Raw genomic sequence first — 23,438 nt, forward strand, 5'->3', positions numbered from 1 at the left:
CGTGAACCACACTGGGAAGACCACCGGCCCCACCAACGCCGGACAGCACCGAACGAAGGACAGCAGTGGCAGACACCGACGAGACCGGCCATCGCCCGGGCAAACGCCCCGGACCGGGCGGCGGCATCCTCATGGGCCGCCCCTTCGGCGTGCCCGTCTACGTCTCGCCCAGCTGGTTCCTCGTCGCCGCCCTCATCACCTGGGTCTTCGGCGACCAGCTCGACCGCGTCCTCCCCGACCTCGGCCCCGCCCGCTACCTCGTCTCCCTCTTCTTCGCCGTCGCCTTCTACGCCTCCGTCCTCGTCCACGAGCTCGCCCACACCGTCGCCGCCCTCCGCTTCCACCTCCCCGTACGGCGCATCCAGCTCCAGTTCTTCGGCGGCGTCTCCGAAATCGAGAAGGAATCCGAAACCCCCGGCCGCGAATTCGTCCTCGCCTTCGTCGGCCCCCTCCTCTCCCTCCTCCTCGCCGGTGCCTTCTACCTCGGCATGAACGCCGTCGACCCCGCCACCGTCCCCGGCGTCCTCCTCGCCGGCCTCATGATCTCCAACCTCCTCGTCGCCGCCTTCAACCTCCTCCCCGGCCTCCCCCTCGACGGCGGCCGCATGCTCCGCGCCGTCATCTGGGGCATCACCGGCAAACCCATGACCGGCACCATCGCCGCCGCCTGGGTCGGCCGCGCCCTCGCCATCGCCGTCCTCCTCGGCCTCCCCCTCATCACCCACACCGGACTCCTCGGCACCCCCGGCGACGAGATCGGCGGCATGAGCACCGTCATGGACGCCCTCCTCGCCGCCATCCTCGCCGCCATCATCTGGACCGGCGCCGGCAACAGCCTGCGCATGGCCCGCCTGCGCGAACACCTCCCCGAACTCCGCGCCCGCACCCTCACCCGCCGCGCCGTCCCCGTCGAGAACACCACCCCCCTCTCCGAAGCCCTGCGCCGCGCCAACGCCTACGGCGCCCGCGCCATCGTCATCGTCGACGGCCACGGCGAACCCACCGCCATCGTCCGCGAAAGCGCCATCGCCTCCGTCCCCGAACACCGCCGCCCCTGGGTCGCCGTCGACACCCTCGCCCAAGACCTCACCGACGGCATGAAGGTTTCCGCGGAGCTCACCGGCGAAGAACTCCTCGACCACCTCCGCGCCACCCCCGCCACCGAATACCTCGTTCTCGAAACCAGCGGCCACGTCTACGGCGTCCTGTCCACCCTCGACGTCGAAAAGGCCTTCGTGAAGGCCATGGCACGGCCCCGCCCCTGAAGCCAATACACTGGTCACATGTCCGAACCGACCGGTGCCGCCCGCCGTCGCGGGCCCTTCAAGGTCGGGGACCAGGTCCAGCTCACCGACCCCAAGGGACGCCACTACACGTTCACGCTCGAAGCCGGGAAGAACTTCCACACCCACAAGGGTTCCTTCCCGCACGACGAGCTGATCGGCGCTCCCGAGGGCAGTGTTGTCCGAACCACGGGAAACGTCGCGTACCTCGCGCTGCGCCCCCTGCTCCCCGACTACGTCCTGTCCATGCCCCGCGGCGCCGCCGTGGTCTACCCCAAGGACGCGGGCCAGATCCTGGCCTTCGCCGACATCTTCCCCGGCGCACGCGTCGTGGAAGCGGGAGTGGGCTCCGGCTCCCTGAGCAGCTTCCTGCTGCGCGCCATCGGCGACCAGGGCATGCTCCACAGCTACGAGCGCCGCGCGGACTTCGCCCAGATCGCCCAGGAGAACGTCGAGCGCTACTTCGGCGGCCCCCACCCCGCATGGCAGCTCACCGTCGGCGACCTCCAGGACAACCTGTCCGACACCGACGTCGACCGCGTCATCCTCGACATGCTCGCCCCCTGGGAATGCCTGGAAGCCGTCTCCAAGGCCCTGGTCCCCGGCGGCATCCTGTGCTGCTACGTGGCCACCACCACCCAGCTGTCCAAGACCGTCGAGTCCATCCGCGAGATCGGCTGCTTCGCCGAACCGCAGCCCTGGGAATCGATGATCCGCAACTGGCACGTCGAGGGCCTCGCCGTCCGACCCGACCACCGGATGATCGGACACACCGGCTTCCTCGTCACCGCCCGCCGCCTCGCGGACGGCGTCGAGCCCCCGATGCGCCGCCGCCGCCCCGCCAAGGGCGCGTACGGCGAGGACTACGAAGGCCCGGGCAGCAGCCCCACCGCCTCCGGCGACCGCGGCTGACCCACGGCCCCGCCCACGTACAACACACAGGCGCTGCGGCGCAGTTCCCCCGCCACCCGCGGGAACTGCACCGCAGCGCCTTCACGTTGCCCGGGCGCACGGGCGGCGGACCACCGACCCACCCGTTCCACCCTCCTGTGAGGTGTGACACGATGCTGGCTCGCCGTCACCGTCACCGCCTGCACAGGAGACACCCCGCGTGCCGCACCGCACCGCCACGCCGGCCCCCACCCTCGACAACCCGGCCCACAGCAACACCGGGCCCCTCCACTGGCTCGCCACCGCCTGCGCCATGGCCGCCGTCATAGCCGGCGCGGGACTCCTCCAACCCGAGGCCACCGCCGCCGGCCCCGCCACCCCCGAGCCCGCCGCACGACCCGCTCCCGCACCCGCCGACGCCCCCGACCCGGCCGCCGTCACCTGGCCCCTCGACTGCAAAGGCGCCCCCACAGCCGTCACCGCCACCGCCCAGGGCGACCTCGACGGAGACCACCGCCCCGAGACCGTGGCCGCCGTCCGCTGCGACGCAGGATCCGGCACCCCGCCCCACGCCATCTACGTACTCGCCCAGAACCCCACCGCCGGCGCCCCACCCCGCGTCGTCGCCACCCTCCTCGACACCACACGCCGACAGACCGCCACCGACCTCACGATCCGTGACGGCACCATCACCGCACGCCTCCTCGGCTACTCCTCACCCGACGTCCCCCGCTACAGCCCCGACGTCGAGCAGCTCGCCAAGTGGCGCTGGAGCGGCGGAAAATTCCGCCAGGAGCTGACGCGGACTTCCGCCGGGAGTGTTTGAACCATCACTCCGCGTCGGGACCGTAGACCTCGACCCCGTCCGCAACCCGCCGCACGTGGATGCAGTCACCCGGGCAGTCCTTCACCGAATCCACCACGTCCTGAAGCAGCGGCAACGGAACCCGGGTCGTCGCCCCCGGCTCCACCAGCAACTCGTCCTCGGCGCCCTTCACGTACGCCAGACCGTCGATGTCCAGCTCAAACACCTCCGGCGCGTACTGCACGCAGATCCCGTCGCCGGTGCACAGGTCCTGATCGATCCAGACCTCCAGCGGCTCCCCGGCCTGCCCGCCGTCGGCAGCGCCCCCGCCGGTTGCCTCCTGCTGCACGGTCATATCTCCCGCCGTTCCTGCCCTGAATGATCCGATTCCCGCCATGTGCCGGCGGCAAGTCGCTTCCAGGCTGACGGGTGTTGAACTCCTCGACCTTACAACCGGCTGCTTTCCGATGTTGAAGGGTGGGTATTCCCCTGGCGTGAGGGAGTACGCAAGGGTGAAGATCGGACACACCTCTACCGTCTTTGTGATCTAGGGGTTTCAATCACCACCAGCCCAGGTAGGGTCAGGAAGCGTCCAGCTCCCCTTGGAGGAGGTGAGGACCGTGGCAGCCCACGACGACGACATCAACCGCGGCATCCGGCCGGGGCGGGGGTCCGAGGACCCCGCCGGTCAGGTTGCCTATCTCGAGCAGGAAATCGCCGTCCTGCGACGTAAGCTCGCCGACTCTCCGCGACACACGAGGATTCTCGAGGAGCGGATCGTCGAGCTCCAGACAAACCTGGCCGGCGTATCCGCACAAAACGAGCGACTGGCAAATACGCTCCGTGAGGCACGCGACCAGATCGTCGCCCTCAAGGAGGAAGTCGACCGGCTCGCACAGCCGCCGGCCGGATTCGGAGTCTTCCTCCAGGCGAACGAGGACGACACCGTCGACATCTTCACGGGGGGCCGCAAGCTCCGCGTGAACGTCAGCCCCAGCGTCGACTCGGACGAGCTCCGGCGCGGCCAGGAAGTCATGCTCAACGAGGCCCTCAACGTGGTCGAGGCCATGGAATTCGAGCGGGCCGGGGACATCGTCACCCTCAAGGAAATCCTCGAGGACGGCGAGCGCGCCCTGGTCATCGGGCACACCGACGAGGAACGGGTGGTCAGGCTCGCCGAGCCGCTGCTGGACGCCACCATCCGCCCCGGCGACGCCCTCCTGCTCGAACCCCGCTCCGGCTACGTCTACGAAGTGGTCCCCAAGAGCGAGGTCGAAGAACTCGTCCTCGAAGAGGTCCCGGACATCGACTACGACAAGATCGGCGGCCTGGGCGACCAGATCGAGCTGATCCGCGACGCCGTCGAGCTCCCCTACCTCTACCCGGACCTGTTCAAGGAACACGAACTGCGGCCCCCCAAGGGCATCCTGCTCTACGGCCCGCCCGGCTGCGGCAAGACGCTCATCGCCAAGGCCGTCGCCAACTCCCTTGCCAAGAAGGTCGCCGAGGTCACCGGCCAGCCCGCCGGGAAGTCCTACTTCCTGAACATCAAGGGCCCCGAACTCCTCAACAAGTACGTCGGCGAAACCGAACGCCACATCCGCCTCGTCTTCCAGCGCGCCCGGGAGAAGGCAGGCGAGGGCACCCCCGTCATCGTCTTCTTCGACGAGATGGAATCCCTCTTCCGCACCCGGGGATCCGGCGTCAGCTCGGACGTGGAGAACACCATCGTCCCCCAGCTCCTCGCCGAGATCGACGGCGTGGAAGGCCTGGAGAACGTCATCGTCATCGGCGCCTCCAACCGCGAGGACATGATCGACCCCGCGATCCTCCGCCCCGGCCGCCTCGACGTGAAGATCAAGATCGAGCGCCCGGACGCCGAAGCCGCGAGGGACATCTTCGCCAAGTACCTCAAGGCCTCCCTCCCGCTCCACGCCGACGACCTGGCCGAGCACCAGGGATCCTCCGAGGTCGCCGTCCACAGCATGATCCAGACCGTCGTCGAGCAGATGTACGCCGAAACCGAGGAGAACCGCTTCCTCGAGGTCACGTACGCCAACGGCGACAAGGAAGTCCTCTACTTCAAGGACTTCAACTCCGGCGCGATGATCCAGAACATCGTCGACCGGGCCAAGAAGATGGCCATCAAGGCCTTCCTCGAACACAACCAGAAGGGTCTGCGCGTCTCCCACCTCCTCCAGGCCTGCGTGGACGAGTTCAAGGAGAACGAAGACCTGCCCAACACCACCAACCCGGACGACTGGGCCCGGATCTCCGGAAAGAAGGGCGAGCGGATCGTCTTCATCCGCACCCTCGTCACCGGAAAGCAGGGCGCGGACACCGGACGCTCCATCGACACGGTGGCGAACACCGGCCAGTACCTCTGATCGGAGGCGGCTGCGGGTGCCCCACCGGGCACCCGCAGCCGACTGCTTTACCGACAGCATCACCGACCGCTTTTCAGCCGTGACGGGGCGCAGCCAAAGGATTGAAACGATCTCCCCACCGGCGTGGAGTGGTTCTAGGCTCATCCGTACCGCCGCATCCGCAGTGCGGGGTCGGGCACCGCACACGCACCGGACCACCAGCGGTACTTGAGCGCCGCTCCCGAACGGGGGCGCCGCCGGGCAAGGAGGGCCGCATGACCGTACGGCGAGTAATGGGAATCGAGACGGAGTACGGGATCTCCGTCCCCGGTCACCCGAACGCCAATGCCATGCTCACCTCGTCCCAGATCGTCAACGCCTACGCGGCGGCGATGCACCGGGCGCGACGCGCCCGCTGGGACTTCGAGGAGGAGAACCCGCTGCGGGACGCCCGCGGCTTCGACCTCGCCCGCGAGGCCGCCGACAGCAGCCAGCTCACCGACGAGGACATCGGCCTGGCCAACGTCATCCTGACCAACGGCGCACGACTCTACGTCGACCACGCCCACCCCGAATACAGCTCCCCGGAAATCACCAACCCCCTGGACGCCGTCCTCTGGGACAAGGCCGGCGAACGGATCATGGCCGAGGCCGCCGTACGCGCCGCCCAGCTCCCCGGCGCCCAGCCGATCCAGCTCTACAAGAACAACACCGACAACAAGGGCGCCTCCTACGGCACGCACGAGAACTACCTGATGAAGCGGGAGACCCCCTTCTCGGAGATCGTGCGCCACCTCACCCCCTTCTTCGTCTCCCGCCAGGTGATCACCGGCGCCGGCCGCGTCGGCATCGGCCAGGACGGCCGCGAACACGGCTTCCAGATCAGCCAGCGCGCCGACTACTTCGAGGTCGAGGTCGGCCTCGAAACCACCCTCAAACGGCCCATCATCAACACCCGCGACGAGCCCCACTCGGACGCAGAGAAGTACCGCCGCCTCCACGTGATCATCGGCGACGCCAACCTCTCCGAGATCTCCACCTACCTCAAACTCGGCACCACCGCACTGGTCCTGTCCATGATCGAGGACGGGTTCATCACCGTCGACCTCGCCGTCGAACAACCCGTCCGCACCCTCCACCAGGTCTCCCACGACCCCGACCTGCGCCACCTGATCACGCTGCGCAGCGGCCGCACCCTGACCGCCGTGCAACTGCAGATGGAGTACTTCGAGCTGGCGCGCAAGTACGTGGAGGAGCGGTTCGGGGCCGACGCGGACGAGCAGACCAAGGACGTGCTGTCCCGCTGGGAGGACGTCCTGGGGCGGCTGGAGAGCGATCCGATGAGCCTCGCCGGCGAGCTGGACTGGATCGCCAAGCGGCAGATCCTGGAGGGATACCGGCGGCGCGACGGGCTCGGCTGGGACGCCGCCCGGCTCCACCTGGTCGACCTCCAGTACGCGGACGTACGGCCCGACAAGGGCCTGTACAACCGCCTGGTGGCCCGCGGCAAGATGAAGCGGCTGGTGGAGGAGGAGGCCGTGGAGCGGGCCTCCGCGAAGCCGCCGGAGGACACCCGGGCGTACTTCCGCGGGCGGTGCCTGGAGCAGTACGCGGACGACGTCGCCGCGGCCTCCTGGGACTCGGTGATCTTCGACCTGCCGGGCCGCGACTCCCTCCAGCGCGTCCCGACCCTGGAACCCCTGCGGGGTACCCGCAAGCACGTCAAGGAGCTGCTGGACCGCTGCCGGACGGCGGAGGACCTGGTGCGGGTGCTCAGCGGGAACTGAACGGCTCCCGGGAGGGGGCCTGAAAGCCCCCTCTCCCGGGAATCATGGGAACACCCGGACGTTGTCAAAGTACCGGGACGAAAGCCCGGCCCTCCTTGTAGGGTCCGAAGTAGGGTCTGATCTTGAGGGATCCCGAATCCCGGGGTCCCTCGTCACGAGCGTGCGAACCGAGCGGGGTGAGGTAGACATGGCGACCAAGGACACCGGCGGCGGACAGCAGAAGGCCACTCGCTCGACCGAGGAGGTCGAGGAGCAGGCCGCGGAAGCACAGTCCGACCTCAAGGAGCGGCAGGAGAAGCTCTCCGACGACGTCGACTCCGTACTTGACGAGATTGACGATGTCCTCGAGGAGAATGCTGAGGACTTCGTGCGGTCGTTCGTTCAGAAAGGTGGCCAGTAAGGCCATTTGACCTTCGAATCGAAGGTGGGGGGTAAGGTGAGTGTCCGAGGGCACCAAGCGGTGTTCGCGATGCAAGCAGGACAAACCGCGGGGGGAGTTCGCGAGCAACCGCTCGGCGGCCGACGGCTTACAGGCCTACTGCCGCGAGTGTTGGGCGGAGTACTACAAAGCCCGGCAGGAGGCGAAAGGGCGGACGGTGCGGGTCAAGGTGGACGTGCCGTCCGGCCACAAACGGTGTCCGCAGTGCGAAGAGATCAAGCCGCACTCGGAATGGGAGCCCAACAAGACCACCTCGGACGGATGGTCCAGCTATTGCCGTTCGTGTCGGGCGAAGCGCAACAGGGCGAGTTACTTCATGCGGAAGTACGGCATTACCGAGGCCGAGCGCGACGAGATGATCGCAGCTCAGGGTGGCGTGTGCGTGATCTGCCGGGATGCCCCCGCCGAGCACGTTGATCACGATCATCAGACGGGTAAGGTCCGAGGCGTACTGTGCTTCAGCTGCAACGCAGCCCTGGGGCAGTTCAAGGATCGGCCGGACGTCATAAGGCGTGCAGCCGCTTACGTGGAAGGAAACCTGTGGAACCCAACACTCGTGGCACAGGGCGTCTGCCGGCAGCCTTCCTGACGCCGGGGTCGTCGTCCTTCATGGACTTCCTGGCGGATCACCAGCCGGAGCTCCTGCCGGGCAACCGGAAGCTTCCGGAGGGGATCGTCGAGGCGCCGCACGGCACGACCATCGTGGCCGCCACCTTCCCCGGCGGGGTGGTCCTCGCCGGTGACCGGCGGGCGACGATGGGCAACATGATCGCGCAGCGGGACATCGAGAAGGTGTTCCCGGCGGACGAGTACTCCGCGGTCGGCATCGCCGGCACGGCCGGCCTGGCCGTGGAGATGGTGAAGCTGTTCCAGCTGGAGCTGGAGCACTTCGAGAAGGTGGAGGGGGCGACCCTCTCCCTGGAGGGCAAGGCGAACCGGCTCTCCACCATGATCCGGAGCAATCTGGGCATGGCCATGCAGGGCCTGGCCGTGGTCCCGCTCTTCGCGGGCTACGACGAGGGCAAGGAGAAGGGCCGCATCTTCTCCTACGACGTGACCGGCGGCCGCTCCGAGGAGCACGGCTACGCCGCCACCGGTTCGGGTTCGATCTTCGCCCGCGGGTCGATGAAGAAGCTGTACCGGCCGGACCTGACGGAGGAGCAGGCCACCACGCTGGTCGTCCAGGCGCTGTACGACGCCGCCGACGACGACTCGGCGACCGGCGGACCGGACCTCTACCGCAACATCTATCCGATCGTCACCGTCATCACCGACGAGGGCTTCCGGCGGCTGACCGAGGACGAGTCCCAGGCTCTGGCCCGCAAGGTCACCGACCGCCGCCTCCAGGAGCCGGACGGCCCGCGCGCCGCCCTGCTCTGATCCGTAACAGCCCCTCAGGAGCCCAGAAGAAAGGGACGGTCAGCCGGTGTCGACTCCGTTCTACGTCTCCCCGCAGCAGGCGATGGCCGACCGGGCGGAATACGCCCGCAAGGGCATCGCCCGCGGTCGCAGCCTTGTCGTGCTGCAGTACGCCGACGGCATCGTGTTCGTCGGTGAGAACCCGTCCCGTGCGCTGCACAAGTTCAGCGAGATCTACGACCGGATCGGCTTCGCGGCCGCCGGCAAGTACAACGAGTACGAGAACCTGCGGATCGGGGGTGTGCGCTACGCGGACCTGCGCGGGTACACCTACGACCGTGACGATGTGACGGCGCGTGGGCTGGCGAACGTGTACGCGCAGACGCTCGGCACGATCTTCTCCAGTGCGGGTGAGAAGCCGTACGAGGTGGAGTTGGTCGTGGCCGAGGTCGGTACGACCGCGGCGGGTGACCAGATCTACCGGTTGCCGCACGACGGGTCGATCGTGGACGAGCACGGTTCGGTCGCGGTCGGTGGCAATGCGGAGCAGATCAGCAGCTACCTCGATCAGCGCCACCGGGAGGGGATGACCCTGTCGGAGGCGTTGAAGCTGGCAGTGCAGGCGCTGTCCAGTCAGGCGAACGGTGCGGACAAGACCATTCCGGCGGAGCGGCTGGAGGTGGCGGTGCTGGACCGGACGCGGGCGCAGCAGCGGAAGTTCAAGCGGATCCGCGGTCGGCAGTTGGCGCGGTTGCTGGAGGCGGATGTTCCGGCGGCGGTGCAGGCCGATGCGGTGTCGAACGACGAGGGTCCGGAGGAGGACGCCGAGTAGGCGTCGTTTCCGGTTCGCGGATGCGTGTTCCGCCCCGGTCCTGTCTCTTCGGAGGTGGGGCCGGGGCGGTTCGTGTTTTGTGCGGTGTTTCAGGGGTGGGTGGTCGGTGGGGGTGCCGTGGAGGCGCGTACGACGAGGTCGACGGGGATGTCCGGGGCGGTCCAGGGGGTGCCGTCGAGGACGGCGAGGAGGGCGGCCATGCCCTGTTCGCCGACGCGTTCCGCGGGCAGGCGGAGGGTGGTGAGTTCGGGTTCGACGGCGGTGGCGAGGGCGAGGTCGTCGATGCCGGTCACGGAGAGGTCGTCGGGGACGCGCAGGCCGAGTCGGCGGGCGGCCTTGCAGGCGCCGACGGCGAGGATGTCGTCGTCGCAGATGACGGCGGTGGGTCGGGCGGCGGGGTCGGCGAGGGCGGCTTCCATGGCGGTGCGGGCCTCGGTGACGTCGAGGGGGGCCCGGACGGTGCGGAGCTCGGTGTGGGGGCCGAGGAGGCGGGCGAGGGCCTGGGCGCGGACGTCGAAGGTCCAGGAGTCGACGGCGGCGGCGAAGTGGAGGAAGCGGCGGTGCCCGAGGGCCTGGAGGTGTTCGGTGACCTGGCGGATGCCGTCGGCCATGGCGAGGTTGACGTGGGCGGCGGCGCGGCCGGAGCCGGGGGCGCTGTCGAGCATGACGAGGGGGAGTCCGTCGCCGCCGATGGCGTCGAGGGCGCCGGCGGCCATGGAGGAGGCGATGACCCCGTCGAGGGCGGCGCGGGCGGAGGCGAAGGGGTCGCGGGCGGGGCCGGTGCCGTCGGGGGAGGGGTAGAGGACGACGCCGAAGCCGTGTGCGGCGGCGACGCGGGCGGCTCCGGTGTAGACGCGGGCGAAGAACTCGTTGGTGAGGGCGGGGACGACGAGGAGGGCGGTGCGGGTGCTGCCGAGGCGGAGGTTGCGGGCGGCGAGGTTGGGGCGGTAGCCGAGGTCGGCGGCGGTGGTGCGGACGAGGTCGGCGGTGCGCTCGGAGATGCGGCCGCGCCATTTGTCGCCGAGGACGAGGGAGACGGTGGCCTGGGAGACTCCGGCGGCGGTGGCGACGTCCCTGCTGGTGGGTCTCGTCACACGGGTCTCCTGTAAGGCGAGGTGGGAGGGGTGGGGCCGGTCGTGCGGCTGGACCCCCGGGCTGCGGCCATGGTACGTATGACCCGCCTAGTTATACGTATTACCCCGGCAGGTCCGGGCAGAAGGGGGCGGAGATGGCCGCGGGATACGCGGAGCTGCTCAGGACCAGGCATGCGGCGCGGCTGCTGGCGGGCACGCTCGTCGGCCGGCTGCCGAACGCCACGGCCGCGATCGCGATCGTGCTGTTCGTCCGGGCCGAGGGGGGCAGCTACAGCCTCGCGGGTGCTCTCGCCGCCGTCTACGGTGTGGCCAATGCCGTGGGTCAGCCGCTGCTGGGTCGCGCGGTGGACCTGTACGGGCAGCCCCGGGTCCAGCTGCCGTCCGCCGTGGTGGCCGCGCTGGGCATGGCCTGGCTGGCGCTGGCGGGCACGGGCTCGGCGGCGGTCGCGTACGCCGCGATGGTGGTCGCCGGTTTCTTCTCCCCGCCGCTGGAGGGCGGGCTTCGGGCGCTGTGGCCGAGCGTGCTCGGTGGCCGGGAGGAGCGGGTGCACGCCGCGTACGCGCTGGACGCCGTGGCCCAGGAGGTCATGTACACCGTCGGGCCGCTGATCGTGACGGTGTCCGTCGCGCTGTGGAGTCCGGCGGGGGCCCTGCTGGTGATCAACGCTCTGGGTGTGCTCGGTGCGCTGTCGGTGGTGATGTCCGAGCCCTCTCGTGCGTGGCGTTCCGAGCCGCGTGAGGCGCACTGGCTGGGTGCGCTGCGTTCGTCGGGGCTGCGGGCGCTGCTCGGCTCCTTCTTCTTCGTGGGCATGGCCCTGGGGTCGATCACGGTGGCGGCGATCGCCTACTCCGACCGCAACGGTGGTCAGGCGGTGTACGGCTGGTTGATGGCGGCCCTGGGTCTGGGTGCGCTCGTGGGTGGTGTGGCGTACGGGGCCCGGCAGTGGAGCGGGGCGCCGGAGCGGCGGCTGCGGCTGCTGGTGGGGTTCCTGGCGCTGGGCTATCTGCCGCTGCTGTCGACCCCCGGTCCGGTGGTCATGACGGCGCTGACGGCTCTTGCGGGGGTGTTCCTGGCGCCGACGATCGCGTGTGCGTTCATCGTCGTGGACCGGCATGCGCCGGCGGGTACGGTCACGGAGGCGTTCTCCTGGTTGGTGACGTTCTTCGGGGTGGGTGCGGCCGCGGGTACGGCGGTGGCGGGTCCGGCCGTGGAACTGGGCGGTACGGTGACCGGGTTCGGTGTGGCGTGCGTGGCGGGTGCGGCGGCGTTGGTGGTGCTGACGGCGACTCAGCGGGTCCTTGCTGCTCCGGGGCGTTCGCGGACGGTGGCGGGGTCGGCGGCGGGTGCTGCGGAGGCGGCGGAGGCCCGGCTCGTCGGGAACTGATCGAAACGGCGTTCCCGAAGCCGGTTTCAGACGGGGGCCAAAGGCGTAATGTTCAGTCATGGACCGCCGCATTTTCGGGCTGGAGAACGAGTACGGCGTCACGTGCACGTTCAGGGGACAGCGCCGACTGTCTCCTGACGAAGTGGCGCGCTACCTCTTCCGCCGTGTCGTGTCATGGGGCCGCAGCAGCAATGTGTTCCTGCGGAACGGTGCCCGTCTGTACCTCGATGTGGGATCGCATCCGGAATATGCAACTCCCGAATGTGACAACGTGACGGAACTCGTCACCCACGACAAGGCCGGCGAGCGCATTCTCGAAGGTCTGTTGGTCGACGCCGAACGCCGCCTGCACGAGGAGGGGATCGCGGGCGACGTCTACCTCTTCAAGAACAACACCGACTCGGCGGGAAACTCGTACGGCTGCCACGAGAACTATCTGGTGGCGCGGCACGGGGAATTCTCCCGCCTGGCGGACATCCTCATTCCGTTCCTCGTCACGCGGCAGCTGATCTGCGGGGCGGGCAAGGTGCTGCAGACGCCGCGGGGTGCCGTCTACTGCGTGAGCCAGCGGGCCGAGCACATCTGGGAGGGCGTCAGCTCCGCGACGACGCGGTCCCGGCCGATCATCAACACGCGTGACGAGCCGCACGCGGACGCCGAGCGGTACCGCCGGCTGCACGTGATCGTCGGGGACTCGAACATGTCCGAGACGACGATGCTGCTGAAGGTCGGGGCCACCGACCTGGTGCTGCGGATGATCGAGGCGGGCACGGTGATGCGGGACCTGACCCTGGAGAACCCGATCCGGGCGATCCGGGAGGTCAGTCACGACACCACGGGTCAGCGCAAGGTGCGTCTGGCGAGTGGGCGCGAGGCCTCGGCGTTGGAGATCCAGCGCGAGTACTACGACAAGGCGGTGGACTTCGCCGAGCGCCGGGGGATCCGTTCCGGCACGGTGGAGCAGGTGCTGGAGTTGTGGGGCCGGACGCTGGACGCGGTCGAGGCGCAGGACCTGGACCGGATCGCGACGGAGATCGACTGGGTCATGAAGTACCAGCTGATCGAGCGGTACCGGGCCAAGCACGGCATGACCATGTCGAATCCGCGGGTGGCCCAGATAGACCTCGCGTACCACGACATCCACCGTCGGCGGGGGCTGTACTACCTGCTGGAGCGCAAGGGGCAGGCGACGCGGATCTGCAACGACCTCAAGATCTTCGAGGGGAAGTCGGTGCCGCCGCAGACGACGCGGGCGCGGTTGCGGGGTGATTTCATCCGGCGGGCGCAGGAGCAGCGGCGGGACTTCACGGTGGACTGGGTGCACCTGAAGCTGAACGACCAGGCGCAGCGGACGGTGCTGTGCAAGGACCCGTTCCGGTCGGTGGATGACCGGGTGGAGAAGCTGATCGCTGGCATGTGACATCGCACTGATTGCGGCCAGGGCCTCGTACGGATCTCGTACGAGGCCCTGGCACACCTTAGAGTGGCGACGACCGTTGCCGTCTGAGATCTGAGGAACACGTGCGCCGACTTGCCGGCCTGCTGGTCGTACCCGCTCTGCTGCTGTCCACGGCAGCCTGTGGCGACAGTGGCTCCGACTCCGCCGATATGAAGAACGGGGTGCCCGCGATCACCGAGGGCGCCAAGTTCGGAGAGACCCCGAAGCTGTCCAAGGGCGAGGGCGACCCGCCGAAGGAGCTGAAGGTGGAGACCATCAGCGAGGGCACCGGCCCGGCGCTGAAGAAGGGCGACGTCGCCCAGGTCAACTACCTCGGCCAGGTCTGGGACGGCAAGGAGCCGTTCGACCAGAGCTTCGGCAAGGGCAAGCCGTTCGAGGTGACGATCGGTGCCGGCATGGTCATCAAGGGGTGGGACCAGGGCCTGGAGGGCAAGAAGGTCGGCAGCCGGCTGGAGCTGGTGATCCCGCCGGACATGGGCTACGGAGCCAAGGGTTCCGGCGACAAGATCAAGCCGAACGCCACGCTGGTCTTCGTCGTGGACATCGTCAAGGGAACCAGCGTTCCCGTCTCGGCGACGGGCAAGGAGGTCCCGCAGGAGGACAAGGCCCTGCCCAAGGTCGGTACGAACACGGACGGCAAGGAAGTCTCCGTGACGGTCCCGAAGGACAGCGAGCCGCCGGCCAAGCTGGTCTCGAACTACGTGCTGGAGGGTGACGGCCCGGCCGTCAAGGACACCGACAGCGTCGTCGTGAAGTTCCACGGCAAGACGTGGAAGGACGACAAGACCTTCGAGAGCACGTACGCCCTGGACCAGACGGTGACCTGGCCGATGGACCAGATCTCGGTCAAGGGCCTCAAGGAGGGCCTGGTCGGCAAGAAGGCCGGCAGCCGCATCCTGCTGGTGATCCCGCCGGACCAGGGCTTCGGCGCGGAGGCCAAGGGCACGATCCCGGCGAACTCGACGCTGGTGTTCAGCCTCGACATCCTCGCGGTGATGTAAGACTGTCCCGGTTGTCCTCCCGGCCACCGTCGGGAGGGCCCGTACGTTTTTCTGAGGAGCAGTTCACGTGAGCGACCAGCTCGAGAAGCCCGAGATCGACTTCCCCGAGGGCCCGGCCCCGAAGGACCTCGTCATCGAGGACATCTGGGAGGGCGACGGCCCGGTGGCCGAGGCCGGTCAGAAGGTCTCCGTCCACTACGTCGGCGTGGCCTTCTCCACCGGCGAGGAGTTCGACGCCTCCTGGAACCGCGGCGCCCCGCTGCCGTTCGTCCTGGGCATCGGCCAGGTCATCAAGGGCTGGGACCAGGGCGTCCAGGGCATGAAGGTCGGCGGCCGCCGCAAGCTGACCATCCCCGCCCACCTCGCCTACGGCGACCACAGCCCGACCCCGGCCATCCAGCCGGGCGAGACGCTGATCTTCGTCTGCGACCTGATGGGCGTCGGCTGAACCAGCCGCCCCTGACGGGTACGAGGGCCCCTGCCGCGAGGCGGGGGCCCTCGCTTTTGCCCCGGAGCGCCGGGGCGGTACGGTCAACGGTCACGGACATGTAATGGGAGAAGGGCGGAAGGGCGTCGATGGCGATTGCCAAGGCCGAGCGGCTGATGAATCTGGCGCTGTGCCTGCTGGGGACCCGCCGGCCGTTGAGCAAGCGCGAGCTGCGCGGCTCCATCGAGGCGTACATGGAAGCGGGCAACGACGAGTCCTTCAACCGCATGTTCGAGCGGGACAAGGACGACCTGCGCGAGCTCGGCCTCGTCATCGAGACCGTGGAGAACCTGGAGGGCGAGACCGGCTACCTCGCCCGCCGTGACAGCAACCGGCTGCCGCCCGTCTCCCTGGACGCCGAGGAGGCGGCCGCCCTGGGCCTGGCGGCCAAGGTCTGGCAGCAGGCCCGCCTCGCCGGCGCCGCCAGCGGCGCCCTGCAGAAGCTTCGGGCCGGCGGCATGCCGGAGGCGGAGGACCCGTACGAGGGCCAGCACAGCGCCATCGAGCCGCGCATCCCGGTCCACGAGGCCGCCTTCGAACCGCTGATGCTGGCCTGCCGCGACCGCCGGCCCGTGGTCTTCGACTACCGCAAGTCCACCGCCGCCCGGCCGGAGACCCGGCAGGTGGAGCCGTGGGCCCTGGAGTGCTGGCGCGGCCACTGGTACCTGGCCGGCCACGACCGCGACCGCGGGGCGGAGCGGGTGTTCCGGCTCTCCCGGATCACCGGCAAGGTCCGCTCCCGGGCCGGTACGTACACCGCCGAGGTCCCGGACGTGGTCACCGTCCGCGAAACCGTCGCGGGCTGGGCCGGGGAGAGCGCGGACCGCACCGCCGTGATCCGGCTGCGGGCCGGCGCCGGCTACCCGCTGCGGGCCAAGGCCACCGCCACCCGCGAGGGCGTCGCGGACGGCTGGGACGAGCTGGAGATCCCGTACGGGCACGGGCTCGACGCCTGGCTCGTCGAGTTCGGTCCGGACGTCGTGGTGGTGGAGCCCGCCGACCTGCGGGCGGACGTGGTGGACCGGCTGCGCGCCGTCGCCGCGGGCTGAGGCCGCCCCGGGCCGCAGGGAGGCGGCCCGCCACTCGGCCAGGGGCAGCGGGCCGCGACCGCGGCCGTGCCCGCACCGGTCGCGTACCGGCCCCGCACCCGATCCCGTCCGCCGCACCATCCGCACACCGCACCGTACGCACGACGTGCCCTGAGGGGGAGACCTACCAGCATGGCCGCCAACGCCATCGACCAGACCCGCCGGATGCTGTCCCTGGTGACCTACCTGCGCGAGCGCCCCGGCGCGCACGTCGCCGACGTCGCCCGCGCCTTCGGGATCACCGAGGACGAGCTCATCTCCGACCTCGACGTGCTGCCGATGTGCGGCACCAGCTTCCGCGGCGGCGACCTGCTCGACATCGACACCGACGGCGAGCGCATCTGGTGGCACAACGCCGACGCCTCCGGTGAGTCCACCGCCGAGCCGCTGCGCCTGGCCGCCGACGAGGCCACCGCCCTGCTGGTGGCGGCCCGCGCCGTCGCCACCCTGCCCGGGCTGCGCGAGAGCGACCGGGACGCCCTGCTGCGCGCCACCGCCAAGCTGGAGGCGGCCGCCGGGGAGGTCGCCGGGGCCAGCTCCCGGCTGTCGGTGACCTTCGAGTCCGAGGGCGGCGTCTTCGCCGACGTCGACCGGGCCATCGCCGAGCGCCGTCGGCTGTGGCTGCGCTACTACTCGCCCGCGCGCGACGAGCTCACCGAGCGCACCGTCGACCCGATCCGCCTCTTCGCGGTGGGCCACACGTACATGGAGGGGTGGTGCCACCTCTCCGAGGCGCGGCGCACCTTCCGCCTCGACCGGGTGGCCGAGATCCGACTGCTCGACGAGCGCTCCGAGCCGCCCGCCATCGAGCCGCGCGACCTGTCCGTCGGGCTGGTCCAGCCGGCCGCCGAGGACCCGCAGGTCGTCGTCGAGGTGGGCCCGGCCGGCCGCTGGGTGGCCGAGTACTACCCGCACGACAGCGCCGAGGAACTCGCCGACGGCGGCCTGCGGATCACGCTGCGCAGCCCCGACCCGGGTTCGCTGCGCCGCCTCGCGCTGCGGCTGGGCCGCGACGGCCGGATCGTGTCGCCGCCGGAGCTGGCGCAGAGCGCACGGCAGGCGGCCCGCGAGGCACTGGCCGGGTACGGGGAACAGGGCTGAGCCCGCACCGCCGGGGCCGGACCGCAGCGCGCGGGGCCGACCGGGCCGGCGGCGGCCGCGCCCGGCGCGGCGGTTGGGCAGGGAAGAAGAACCGCGAGGGGAGCGCCGAGGATGTCGCGAATGTCTGGGCCGCGGGGCGGGCAGGGCGCCGCGGGGCCGCCGGGACGGCCCGCCGTGGCGGGGCCGGTCTCCTTCAGGGCCGCCTGTCCCGACTGCCGGGCCCGCTTCGAGCTGGACGCGGCCGCCCTGCGGCTGGTCATCGGCGGTAGCCGGCGGACCACGTTCTACTCCTTCACCTGCCCCGAGTGCGCCGCGTCCGTCCGCAAACCGGCCGGTGAGCGCATCGTGGAACTGCTCACCGGCGGCGGTGTCAGCACCCTGCGCAGTGTCTGACGGAGCGGTGGCCTAGGCTCGTCCCATGCTGTGGCCGATGCTCGCTATCGCCCTGGGATTCCTCGGGCTCACCGTCCTCGCCGTCCTGGCGCTGCGCGTCTTCGCCGAGGTCCGGCGGCTGTCCGGTCAGGTCGCGCTCGCCAGCCGCCGGATCACGGCCGCCTCCGGGGACCTGGAGCGGGCGGCGGAGGACCTGGCCCGGGCCGGCCGCGAGACCGCGCACCGCTGAGCCATCCGCGTCCGGCTGGTATCGCGTCCGGCAGGTGTATGGAAAGTGCGGGACGCGACCCGTACCGTCGGACGCAGCCGCGCGCAAGGCGTGGTACCCCGGGGGATTGCCGGTCGTTAACCCCCGGGGGTTACGATCCTTGGAGCGGTCCGAGGATCACGGTCCGATGCCGTTGCCACCACAACCAGCCGTTTCGGTGAGAAGGAAGACACACATGATCGGCAATCTGAAGCCCCTCGAGATCCTTCTGATCATCGCGGTCATCGTGCTCCTGTTCGGTGCGAAGAAGCTCCCCGAGATGGCCCGCTCCCTCGGCAAGTCGGCCCGTATCCTCAAGAGCGAGGCCAAGGCCATGAAGAGCGAGAGCGCCGCGGAGGACGCCGCGCGCACCGCCGACCCGGCCCCGCAGCAGGCTGCCCCGCGCACCATCAAGGCGGCCCCCGGCGACGTGACCAGCTCCCGCCCCGTCGGCGAGCCGAACCACACCGCCCAGGGCTGATCCGCCGGTCACGACCGCGGTCCGCGCCGTGGTCGCGATCACGGTCGCGCCGGTCATCTGCAACGAGACAAGGGACGTGGGTTGCTCAAGACCGCCCGCAAGCAAGACAAGCAGGGCAAGCGGCAGGAGAAGGACGCCGAAGGGCGGATGCCTCTCGTCGAGCACCTGCGTGAGCTGAGAAACCGCCTGCTGAAGTCGGTCCTGGCGATCCTCGTGATCACCGTGGTGGCGGCCGTCTACTACAAGGACGTCATCGACTTCATGCTGAAGCCGATGCTCGACTCCGTCGGCTGCACCGACGGCGTGGTCTCGCAGCGCAACGGCCGGCCCTGCGCCGACATGACCGTGAACGGCCTCATCGCGCCGTTCTCTATCGCCCTCAAGGTCTCGCTCACCGCCGGCGTGGTCCTCTCCGCCCCGGTCTGGCTGTACCAGCTGTGGGCCTTCGTCGCGCCCGGCCTGCACGGCCACGAGAAGAAGTACGCGATCGGCTTCGTCGCGATCGGCGCGCCGCTCTTCGGTGCCGGCGCGGTACTCGCGTACAAGCTGCTGCCGCAGACCGCCACGATCCTGCTCGAATTCACCCCTGAGCACGCGCGCAACCTGCTCCCGGTCGACGACTACCTCGACCTGGTCACCCGCATGGTCATCGTCTTCGGGCTGGCCTTCGAGCTGCCGCTGCTGCTGATCCTGCTGAACTTCACCGGGGTCCTCACCGCGAAGCGGCTCGCGAGCTGGTGGCGCGCGATGGTCCTCGGCATCACCGTCTTCGCGGCGTTCGCGACGCCGACCGGCGACCCGCTGACGATGCTGTCGCTGGCCGCCCCGATCGTCGCCCTGTACTTCGTCGCCCTCGGGATCTGCCTGGTCAACGACCGCAGGCGGCGCCGCAACAACCCCGATGCGCTGCTCGCCGACGACGAGGCCGCCGAGCTCGACCTCACGCCCGCCCCGATCGGCGGGGTGGAGGCGGTGGCCGCACCCACGCCGCTGCCCGAGCAGACCGACGGCGGACGCCGGAAGATCAACGGTTACGACGACGCCACCTGACGGTTACGACGGCGCCACCCGGCAGGTACATTCCCTGCGGTGAGCGCTGAGATCACCCTCTTCGTCAATCCCACCGCAGGACGCGGCCGGGGCGCGCACTCCGCGCAGCCGGCCGCGTCCGCGCTCCGGGACGCCGGCTTCCACGTCCGCACCGTCGTCGGCACGGACGCCGAGGACGCCCTCGCGCGGCTGCGCACGGCCGTCCGCGAGGGAACCGGGGCGGTGATCGCCGTCGGTGGCGACGGCGTGGTCTCCCTCGCCCTGCAGGCCCTGGCCGGGACCCTGGTGCCGCTCGGGGTGATCGCGGCGGGCACCGGCAACGACTTCGCCCGCTCCCTGGGCCTGCCCGTGCGGGAACCCGCCCGGGCGGCACGGCTGGCCGCCGAGGCCCTCAAGGAGAGCCGGCTGCGGGAGATCGACCTCGGACGGGTGGCCGGGACCTGGTTCGGGACCGTGCTCTGCTCCGGCTTCGACTCCCGGGTCAACGACCGCGGCAACCGGATGCGGCTGCCCGCCGGCCGCTTCAAGTACGACCTGGCGATGATCGCGGAACTGGCTGCCTTCCGGCCCTTCCGGTACCGGATCACCCTCGACGACGGCCCCGCCGTCGAGACCGAGGCCACCCTGGTCGCCGTCGGCAACGGATCCTCCTACGGGGGCGGCATGCGGATCTGCGCCGACGCCGTCCCCGACGACGGGCTCTTCGACGTCGTGGTCGTCGGCGACTGCAGCCGGACCACCCTGCTGACGGTGTTCCCGCAGGTCTACAAGGGGACCCACCTCGACCACCCCAAGGTCACCGTCCACCGGGCCGCGAAGGTCACGCTGGAGGCCGCGGGCCTGACCGCCTACGCCGACGGCGAGCGGGTCGGGCCGCTGCCGGTCACCGCCGAGTGCGTCCCCGCGGCCGCACGGATCCTCGGCTGACGCCGCGGCCGCCCCGGGCCCCGGACCGGTCATAAAGATCGCGACTGTTGTCAGGGGCGGCGGGTAGGCTCGACAGCAAGATGACCGAAGAACTCTCACCCGCCGAGCGGTACGCCGCTGCCCGGATCCGCGCCGCCGAGGAAGCCACCGCCCTGGCCCCCTTCCGCGAGCTGTACGACTTCGACCTGGACGCGTACCAGGTCGACGCCTGCAAGGCACTGGAGGCCGGCAAGGGCGTGCTGGTCGCCGCCCCGACCGGCTCGGGCAAGACCATCGTCGGCGAGTTCGCCGTGCACCTGGCCCTGCGCCAGGGGCGCAAGTGCTTCTACACGACACCGATCAAGGCCCTGTCGAACCAGAAGTACGCCGACCTCGTCAAGCGCTACGGCGCCGACCGCGTCGGCCTGCTGACCGGCGACAACAGCGTGAACTCCGAGGCGCCCGTGGTCGTCATGACCACCGAGGTGCTCCGCAACATGCTGTACGCGGGCTCGCAGTCCCTGCTGGGCCTCGGCTACGTCGTGATGGACGAGGTGCACTACCTCTCCGACCGGTTCCGCGGAGCCGTCTGGGAGGAAGTGATCATCCACCTCCCCGAGTCCGTGACGCTGGTGTCCCTGTCGGCCACCGTGTCCAACGCCGAGGAGTTCGGCGACTGGCTCGACACGGTCCGCGGCGACACCGAGGTGATCGTCTCCGAGGAGCGGCCCGTCCCGCTGTGGCAGCACGTCATGGCCGGCCGCCGGATCCACGACCTCTTCGAGGAGGAGACCGACCACGGAGGCCGCGGCTCCGGCCGCCGCGAGGTCAACCCCGACCTGCTGCGCATGGCCCGCGAGGAGAACAGCCGCGGCTACAACCCCAAGGACCGGCGGCGCGGCAAGATGGTCCGCGAGGCCGACCGCGAGCGCGAGCGGCGCTCCCGCAACCGGATCTGGACCCCGGGCCGCCCCGAGGTGATCGCCCGCCTCGACGGCGACGGGCTCCTGCCCGCCATCAACTTCATCTTCAGCAGGGCCGGCTGCGAGGCAGCCGTCCAGCAGTGCCTCTTCGCCGGCCTGCGGCTCAACGACGAGTCGGCCCGCCTGAAGGTCCGTGAGATCGTCGAGGAGCGGACGGCGTCCATCCCCGCCGAGGACCTCCACGTCCTCGGGTACTACGAGTGGCTCGAAGGCCTCGAACGCGGCATCGCCGCGCACCACGCCGGCATGCTGCCCACCTTCAAGGAGGTCGTGGAGGAGCTCTTCGTCCGCGGCCTGGTCAAGGCAGTCTTCGCCACCGAGACCCTGGCGCTCGGCATCAACATGCCCGCGCGCACGGTGATCCTGGAGAAGCTGGTCAAGTGGAACGGCGAACAGCACGCCGACATCACCCCCGGCGAGTACACGCAGCTGACCGGCCGCGCCGGCCGCCGCGGCATCGACGTCGAGGGCCACGCCGTGGTCCTGTGGCAGCGCGGCATGGACCCGGCCGCGCTCGCCGGTCTCGCCGGCACCCGCACGTATCCGCTGCGCTCCAGCTTCAAACCCTCGTACAACATGGCGGTCAACCTGGTGCAGCAGTTCGGGCGGCACCGCTCGCGCGAGCTGCTGGAGACCTCCTTCGCGCAGTTCCAGGCCGACCGCTCCGTCGTCGGGATCTCCCGGCAGGTCCAGCGCAACGAGGAGGGCCTCACCGGCTACCGCGAGGGCATGACCTGCCACCTCGGGAACTTCGAGGAGTACGCGCAGCTGCGCCGCGACCTGAAGGACCGCGAGACGGAACTGGCCAAGCAGGGCGCGGCCCAGCGCCGGGCCCAGGCCGCCGACTCCCTGGAGAAGCTCAAGCCGGGCGACATCATCCACGTCCCCACCGGCAAGTTCGCCGGGCTCGCCCTCGTCCTCGACCCCGGCGTGCCCGCCGGCCGGGTCCACGGGTACCGCGGCCAGGAGTACGCCGAGGGCCCGCGCCCGCTCGTCCTCACCGCCGAACGGCAGGTCAAGCGGCTCGCGTCGATCGACTTCCCGGTGCCGGTCGAAGCCATCGACCGGATGCGGATCCCGCGGAACTTCAACGCCCGCTCCCCGCAGTCCCGCCGCGACCTCGCCTCCCAACTGCGGGCCAAGGCCGGGCACGTCACCCCCGAGAGGGGCCGCCGCGGCCGGGCCGCCGCCGCCGACGACCGCCAGATCGCCCGGCTGCGCGCCGAACTGCGGGCGCACCCCTGCCACGGCTGCGACGAGCGCGAGGACCACGCCCGCTGGGCGGAGCGCTACCACCGGCTCAAGCGGGACACCCAGGCGCTGGAGCGGCGCATCGAGGGCCGGACGAACACCATCGCCCGCACCTTCGACCGGATCCACCGGCTCCTGACCGAGCTGGACTACCTGCGCGAGGACGAGGTCACCGAGCACGGCAAGCGGCTCGCCCGGCTCTACGGCGAGCTCGACCTGCTGGCCTCCGAATGCCTGCGCGAGGGAGTCTGGGAAGGCCTGAACCCGGCCGAGCTGGCCGCCTGCGTCTCCGCGCTGGTCTTCGAGGCACGGCAGTCCGACGACGCGGTGACGCCGAAGGTGCCCGGCGGCGCCGCGAAGGCCGCCCTCGGCGAGATGGTCCGCATCTGGGGCCGCCTCGACGCGCTGGAGGAGGAGCACCGCATCAACCAGGCCGAGGGCGTGGGACAGCGCGAGCCGGACCTCGGCTTCGCGTGGGCCGCCTACGAGTGGGCGTCCGGCAAGGGCCTGGACGAGGTGCTGCGCGAGGCCGAGATGCCGGCCGGCGACTTCGTACGCTGGTGCAAGCAGGTCATCGACGTGCTCGGGCAGATCGCCGCGGCCGCGCCGGCGTCAGCGTCAGCGTCCACCGGGGGCGGCAGCGGCAGCGGAAGCACCGTGGCGCGCAACGCACGCAAGGCGGTCGACGCCCTCCTGCGGGGCGTGGTGGCGTACAGCTCGGTCGGCTAGCCCCTCTTGGGGCTTCCTCCG

Annotated in this window: 23 protein-coding genes; 21 read left to right on the forward strand and 2 right to left on the reverse strand. The window is 70.3% G+C overall.

Going from position 1 to position 23,438, the window contains the following annotated elements:
- Positions 1-131 precede the first annotated feature (131 nt).
- The 3 genes from ACSHWO_RS26805 to ACSHWO_RS26815 all read left to right on the forward strand — a co-directional run bounded on the left by ACSHWO_RS26805 (position 132) and on the right by ACSHWO_RS26815 (position 3,000).
- Positions 132-1,265 (forward strand): site-2 protease family protein, encoded by a 1,134-nt coding sequence (locus tag ACSHWO_RS26805; protein WP_361096149.1) that lies wholly within the window; start codon positions 132-134, stop codon positions 1,263-1,265.
- An 18-nt stretch (positions 1,266-1,283) separates the two neighbouring features.
- Positions 1,284-2,195, forward strand: coding sequence for a tRNA (adenine-N1)-methyltransferase (locus ACSHWO_RS26810; RefSeq protein WP_361095999.1), 912 nt, complete (start codon positions 1,284-1,286; stop codon positions 2,193-2,195).
- A 199-nt stretch (positions 2,196-2,394) separates the two neighbouring features.
- Entirely contained in the window at positions 2,395-3,000 is a 606-nt protein-coding gene (locus ACSHWO_RS26815; protein ID WP_438315684.1) for a hypothetical protein, read from the forward strand.
- A gap of 4 nt (positions 3,001-3,004) precedes the next feature.
- Here the strand turns inward: ACSHWO_RS26815 and ACSHWO_RS26820 are convergent, their stop codons facing one another.
- On the reverse strand, positions 3,005-3,334 hold the full coding sequence (locus tag ACSHWO_RS26820) for a ferredoxin (protein ID WP_385836708.1): 330 nt from the start codon (positions 3,332-3,334) through the stop codon (positions 3,005-3,007).
- Positions 3,335-3,599: 265 nt separating this feature from the next.
- Here ACSHWO_RS26820 and arc point away from each other — a divergent pair, with 265 nt between their 5' ends.
- From arc to prcA, 6 genes are all read left to right on the forward strand, one after another.
- Positions 3,600-5,366 carry a proteasome ATPase gene (gene arc, locus ACSHWO_RS26825; RefSeq protein WP_438315687.1) on the forward strand — a complete coding sequence of 589 codons (1,767 nt, stop codon included), beginning with the start codon at positions 3,600-3,602 and terminating at the stop codon, positions 5,364-5,366.
- 254 nt (positions 5,367-5,620) lie between these two features.
- The gene (dop, locus tag ACSHWO_RS26830; RefSeq protein WP_361096011.1) at positions 5,621-7,132 is read left to right on the forward strand and encodes a depupylase/deamidase Dop; all 1,512 of its coding nucleotides are present in this window, start codon (positions 5,621-5,623) and stop codon (positions 7,130-7,132) included.
- Positions 7,133-7,319: 187 nt separating this feature from the next.
- Positions 7,320-7,532: a ubiquitin-like protein Pup gene (locus ACSHWO_RS26835; protein ID WP_042803062.1), complete on the forward strand. Its 213-nt coding sequence runs from the start codon at positions 7,320-7,322 to the stop codon at positions 7,530-7,532.
- A gap of 40 nt (positions 7,533-7,572) precedes the next feature.
- Positions 7,573-8,160, forward strand: coding sequence for an endonuclease VII domain-containing protein (locus ACSHWO_RS26840; protein WP_404241532.1), 588 nt, complete (start codon positions 7,573-7,575; stop codon positions 8,158-8,160).
- On the forward strand, positions 8,112-8,951 hold the full coding sequence (prcB, locus tag ACSHWO_RS26845) for a proteasome subunit beta (protein ID WP_361096015.1): 840 nt from the start codon (positions 8,112-8,114) through the stop codon (positions 8,949-8,951). Before ACSHWO_RS26840 ends, prcB begins: the two co-directional genes overlap by 49 nt.
- Positions 8,952-8,997: 46 nt before the next feature.
- Positions 8,998-9,762 carry a proteasome subunit alpha gene (gene prcA, locus ACSHWO_RS26850; protein ID WP_361096018.1) on the forward strand — a complete coding sequence of 255 codons (765 nt, stop codon included), beginning with the start codon at positions 8,998-9,000 and terminating at the stop codon, positions 9,760-9,762.
- 89 nt (positions 9,763-9,851) lie between these two features.
- Here the strand turns inward: prcA and ACSHWO_RS26855 are convergent, their stop codons facing one another.
- On the reverse strand, positions 9,852-10,856 hold the full coding sequence (locus tag ACSHWO_RS26855) for a LacI family DNA-binding transcriptional regulator (protein ID WP_438315694.1): 1,005 nt from the start codon (positions 10,854-10,856) through the stop codon (positions 9,852-9,854).
- 134 nt (positions 10,857-10,990) lie between these two features.
- Between ACSHWO_RS26855 and ACSHWO_RS26860 the strand changes: the two genes are divergently transcribed.
- The 12 genes from ACSHWO_RS26860 (at position 10,991) to ACSHWO_RS26915 (ending at position 23,417) form a co-directional block, all read left to right on the forward strand.
- Positions 10,991-12,241: an MFS transporter gene (locus ACSHWO_RS26860; protein ID WP_404241529.1), complete on the forward strand. Its 1,251-nt coding sequence runs from the start codon at positions 10,991-10,993 to the stop codon at positions 12,239-12,241.
- 58 nt (positions 12,242-12,299) lie between these two features.
- Complete coding sequence (gene pafA, locus ACSHWO_RS26865) at positions 12,300-13,661, forward strand: Pup--protein ligase (RefSeq protein WP_438315697.1); 1,362 nt, start codon at positions 12,300-12,302, stop codon at positions 13,659-13,661.
- Between the two features lie 101 nt (positions 13,662-13,762).
- Positions 13,763-14,701, forward strand: a complete 939-nt coding sequence (locus ACSHWO_RS26870) for an FKBP-type peptidyl-prolyl cis-trans isomerase (protein WP_361096030.1) — start codon at positions 13,763-13,765, stop codon at positions 14,699-14,701.
- Positions 14,702-14,768: 67 nt separating this feature from the next.
- Complete coding sequence (locus tag ACSHWO_RS26875) at positions 14,769-15,149, forward strand: FKBP-type peptidyl-prolyl cis-trans isomerase (RefSeq protein ID WP_361096033.1); 381 nt, start codon at positions 14,769-14,771, stop codon at positions 15,147-15,149.
- A 128-nt stretch (positions 15,150-15,277) separates the two neighbouring features.
- Entirely contained in the window at positions 15,278-16,237 is a 960-nt protein-coding gene (locus ACSHWO_RS26880; protein ID WP_361096036.1) for a helix-turn-helix transcriptional regulator, read from the forward strand.
- 171 nt (positions 16,238-16,408) lie between these two features.
- A complete protein-coding gene (locus ACSHWO_RS26885; RefSeq protein WP_361096039.1) occupies positions 16,409-17,377 on the forward strand; it encodes a helix-turn-helix transcriptional regulator in 969 nt (322 codons plus the stop codon).
- A gap of 111 nt (positions 17,378-17,488) precedes the next feature.
- On the forward strand, positions 17,489-17,770 hold the full coding sequence (locus ACSHWO_RS26890; RefSeq protein ID WP_385836586.1) for a hypothetical protein: 282 nt from the start codon (positions 17,489-17,491) through the stop codon (positions 17,768-17,770).
- Between the two features lie 25 nt (positions 17,771-17,795).
- Positions 17,796-17,999, forward strand: a complete 204-nt coding sequence (locus ACSHWO_RS26895) for a hypothetical protein (protein ID WP_361096047.1) — start codon at positions 17,796-17,798, stop codon at positions 17,997-17,999.
- Positions 18,000-18,213: 214 nt separating this feature from the next.
- Entirely contained in the window at positions 18,214-18,498 is a 285-nt protein-coding gene (gene tatA / locus ACSHWO_RS26900) for a Sec-independent protein translocase subunit TatA (protein ID WP_361096050.1), read from the forward strand.
- 81 nt (positions 18,499-18,579) lie between these two features.
- Positions 18,580-19,548, forward strand: coding sequence for a twin-arginine translocase subunit TatC (tatC, locus tag ACSHWO_RS26905; protein WP_438315704.1), 969 nt, complete (start codon positions 18,580-18,582; stop codon positions 19,546-19,548).
- A gap of 39 nt (positions 19,549-19,587) precedes the next feature.
- Positions 19,588-20,475 carry a diacylglycerol kinase gene (locus tag ACSHWO_RS26910; RefSeq protein ID WP_438315707.1) on the forward strand — a complete coding sequence of 296 codons (888 nt, stop codon included), beginning with the start codon at positions 19,588-19,590 and terminating at the stop codon, positions 20,473-20,475.
- An 80-nt stretch (positions 20,476-20,555) separates the two neighbouring features.
- Positions 20,556-23,417 carry a DEAD/DEAH box helicase gene (locus ACSHWO_RS26915; protein WP_438315710.1) on the forward strand — a complete coding sequence of 954 codons (2,862 nt, stop codon included), beginning with the start codon at positions 20,556-20,558 and terminating at the stop codon, positions 23,415-23,417.
- The last annotated feature ends 21 nt before the right edge of the window (positions 23,418-23,438 follow it).

The organism is Streptomyces pallidus (ex Mingjun et al. 2026) (genome assembly GCF_051550185.1).
Classification (GTDB): domain Bacteria; phylum Actinomycetota; class Actinomycetes; order Streptomycetales; family Streptomycetaceae; genus Streptomyces.

Coding starts and splice junctions, on each gene's coding strand:
- ACSHWO_RS26805 (WP_361096149.1), top strand. CDS start 132: ATGGGCCGCCCCTTCGGCGTGCCCGTCTACGTCTCGCCCAGCTGGTTC.
- ACSHWO_RS26835 (WP_042803062.1), top strand. CDS start 7,320: ATGGCGACCAAGGACACCGGCGGCGGACAGCAGAAGGCCACTCGCTCG.
- dop (WP_361096011.1), top strand. CDS start 5,621: ATGACCGTACGGCGAGTAATGGGAATCGAGACGGAGTACGGGATCTCC.
- tatA (WP_361096050.1), top strand. CDS start 18,214: ATGATCGGCAATCTGAAGCCCCTCGAGATCCTTCTGATCATCGCGGTC.
- ACSHWO_RS26915 (WP_438315710.1), top strand. CDS start 20,556: ATGACCGAAGAACTCTCACCCGCCGAGCGGTACGCCGCTGCCCGGATC.
- ACSHWO_RS26860 (WP_404241529.1), top strand. CDS start 10,991: ATGGCCGCGGGATACGCGGAGCTGCTCAGGACCAGGCATGCGGCGCGG.
- pafA (WP_438315697.1), top strand. CDS start 12,300: ATGGACCGCCGCATTTTCGGGCTGGAGAACGAGTACGGCGTCACGTGC.
- ACSHWO_RS26820 (WP_385836708.1), bottom strand. CDS start 3,334: ATGACCGTGCAGCAGGAGGCAACCGGCGGGGGCGCTGCCGACGGCGGG.
- ACSHWO_RS26880 (WP_361096036.1), top strand. CDS start 15,278: ATGGCGATTGCCAAGGCCGAGCGGCTGATGAATCTGGCGCTGTGCCTG.
- ACSHWO_RS26810 (WP_361095999.1), top strand. CDS start 1,284: ATGTCCGAACCGACCGGTGCCGCCCGCCGTCGCGGGCCCTTCAAGGTC.
- ACSHWO_RS26895 (WP_361096047.1), top strand. CDS start 17,796: ATGCTGTGGCCGATGCTCGCTATCGCCCTGGGATTCCTCGGGCTCACC.
- ACSHWO_RS26890 (WP_385836586.1), top strand. CDS start 17,489: ATGTCGCGAATGTCTGGGCCGCGGGGCGGGCAGGGCGCCGCGGGGCCG.
- ACSHWO_RS26885 (WP_361096039.1), top strand. CDS start 16,409: ATGGCCGCCAACGCCATCGACCAGACCCGCCGGATGCTGTCCCTGGTG.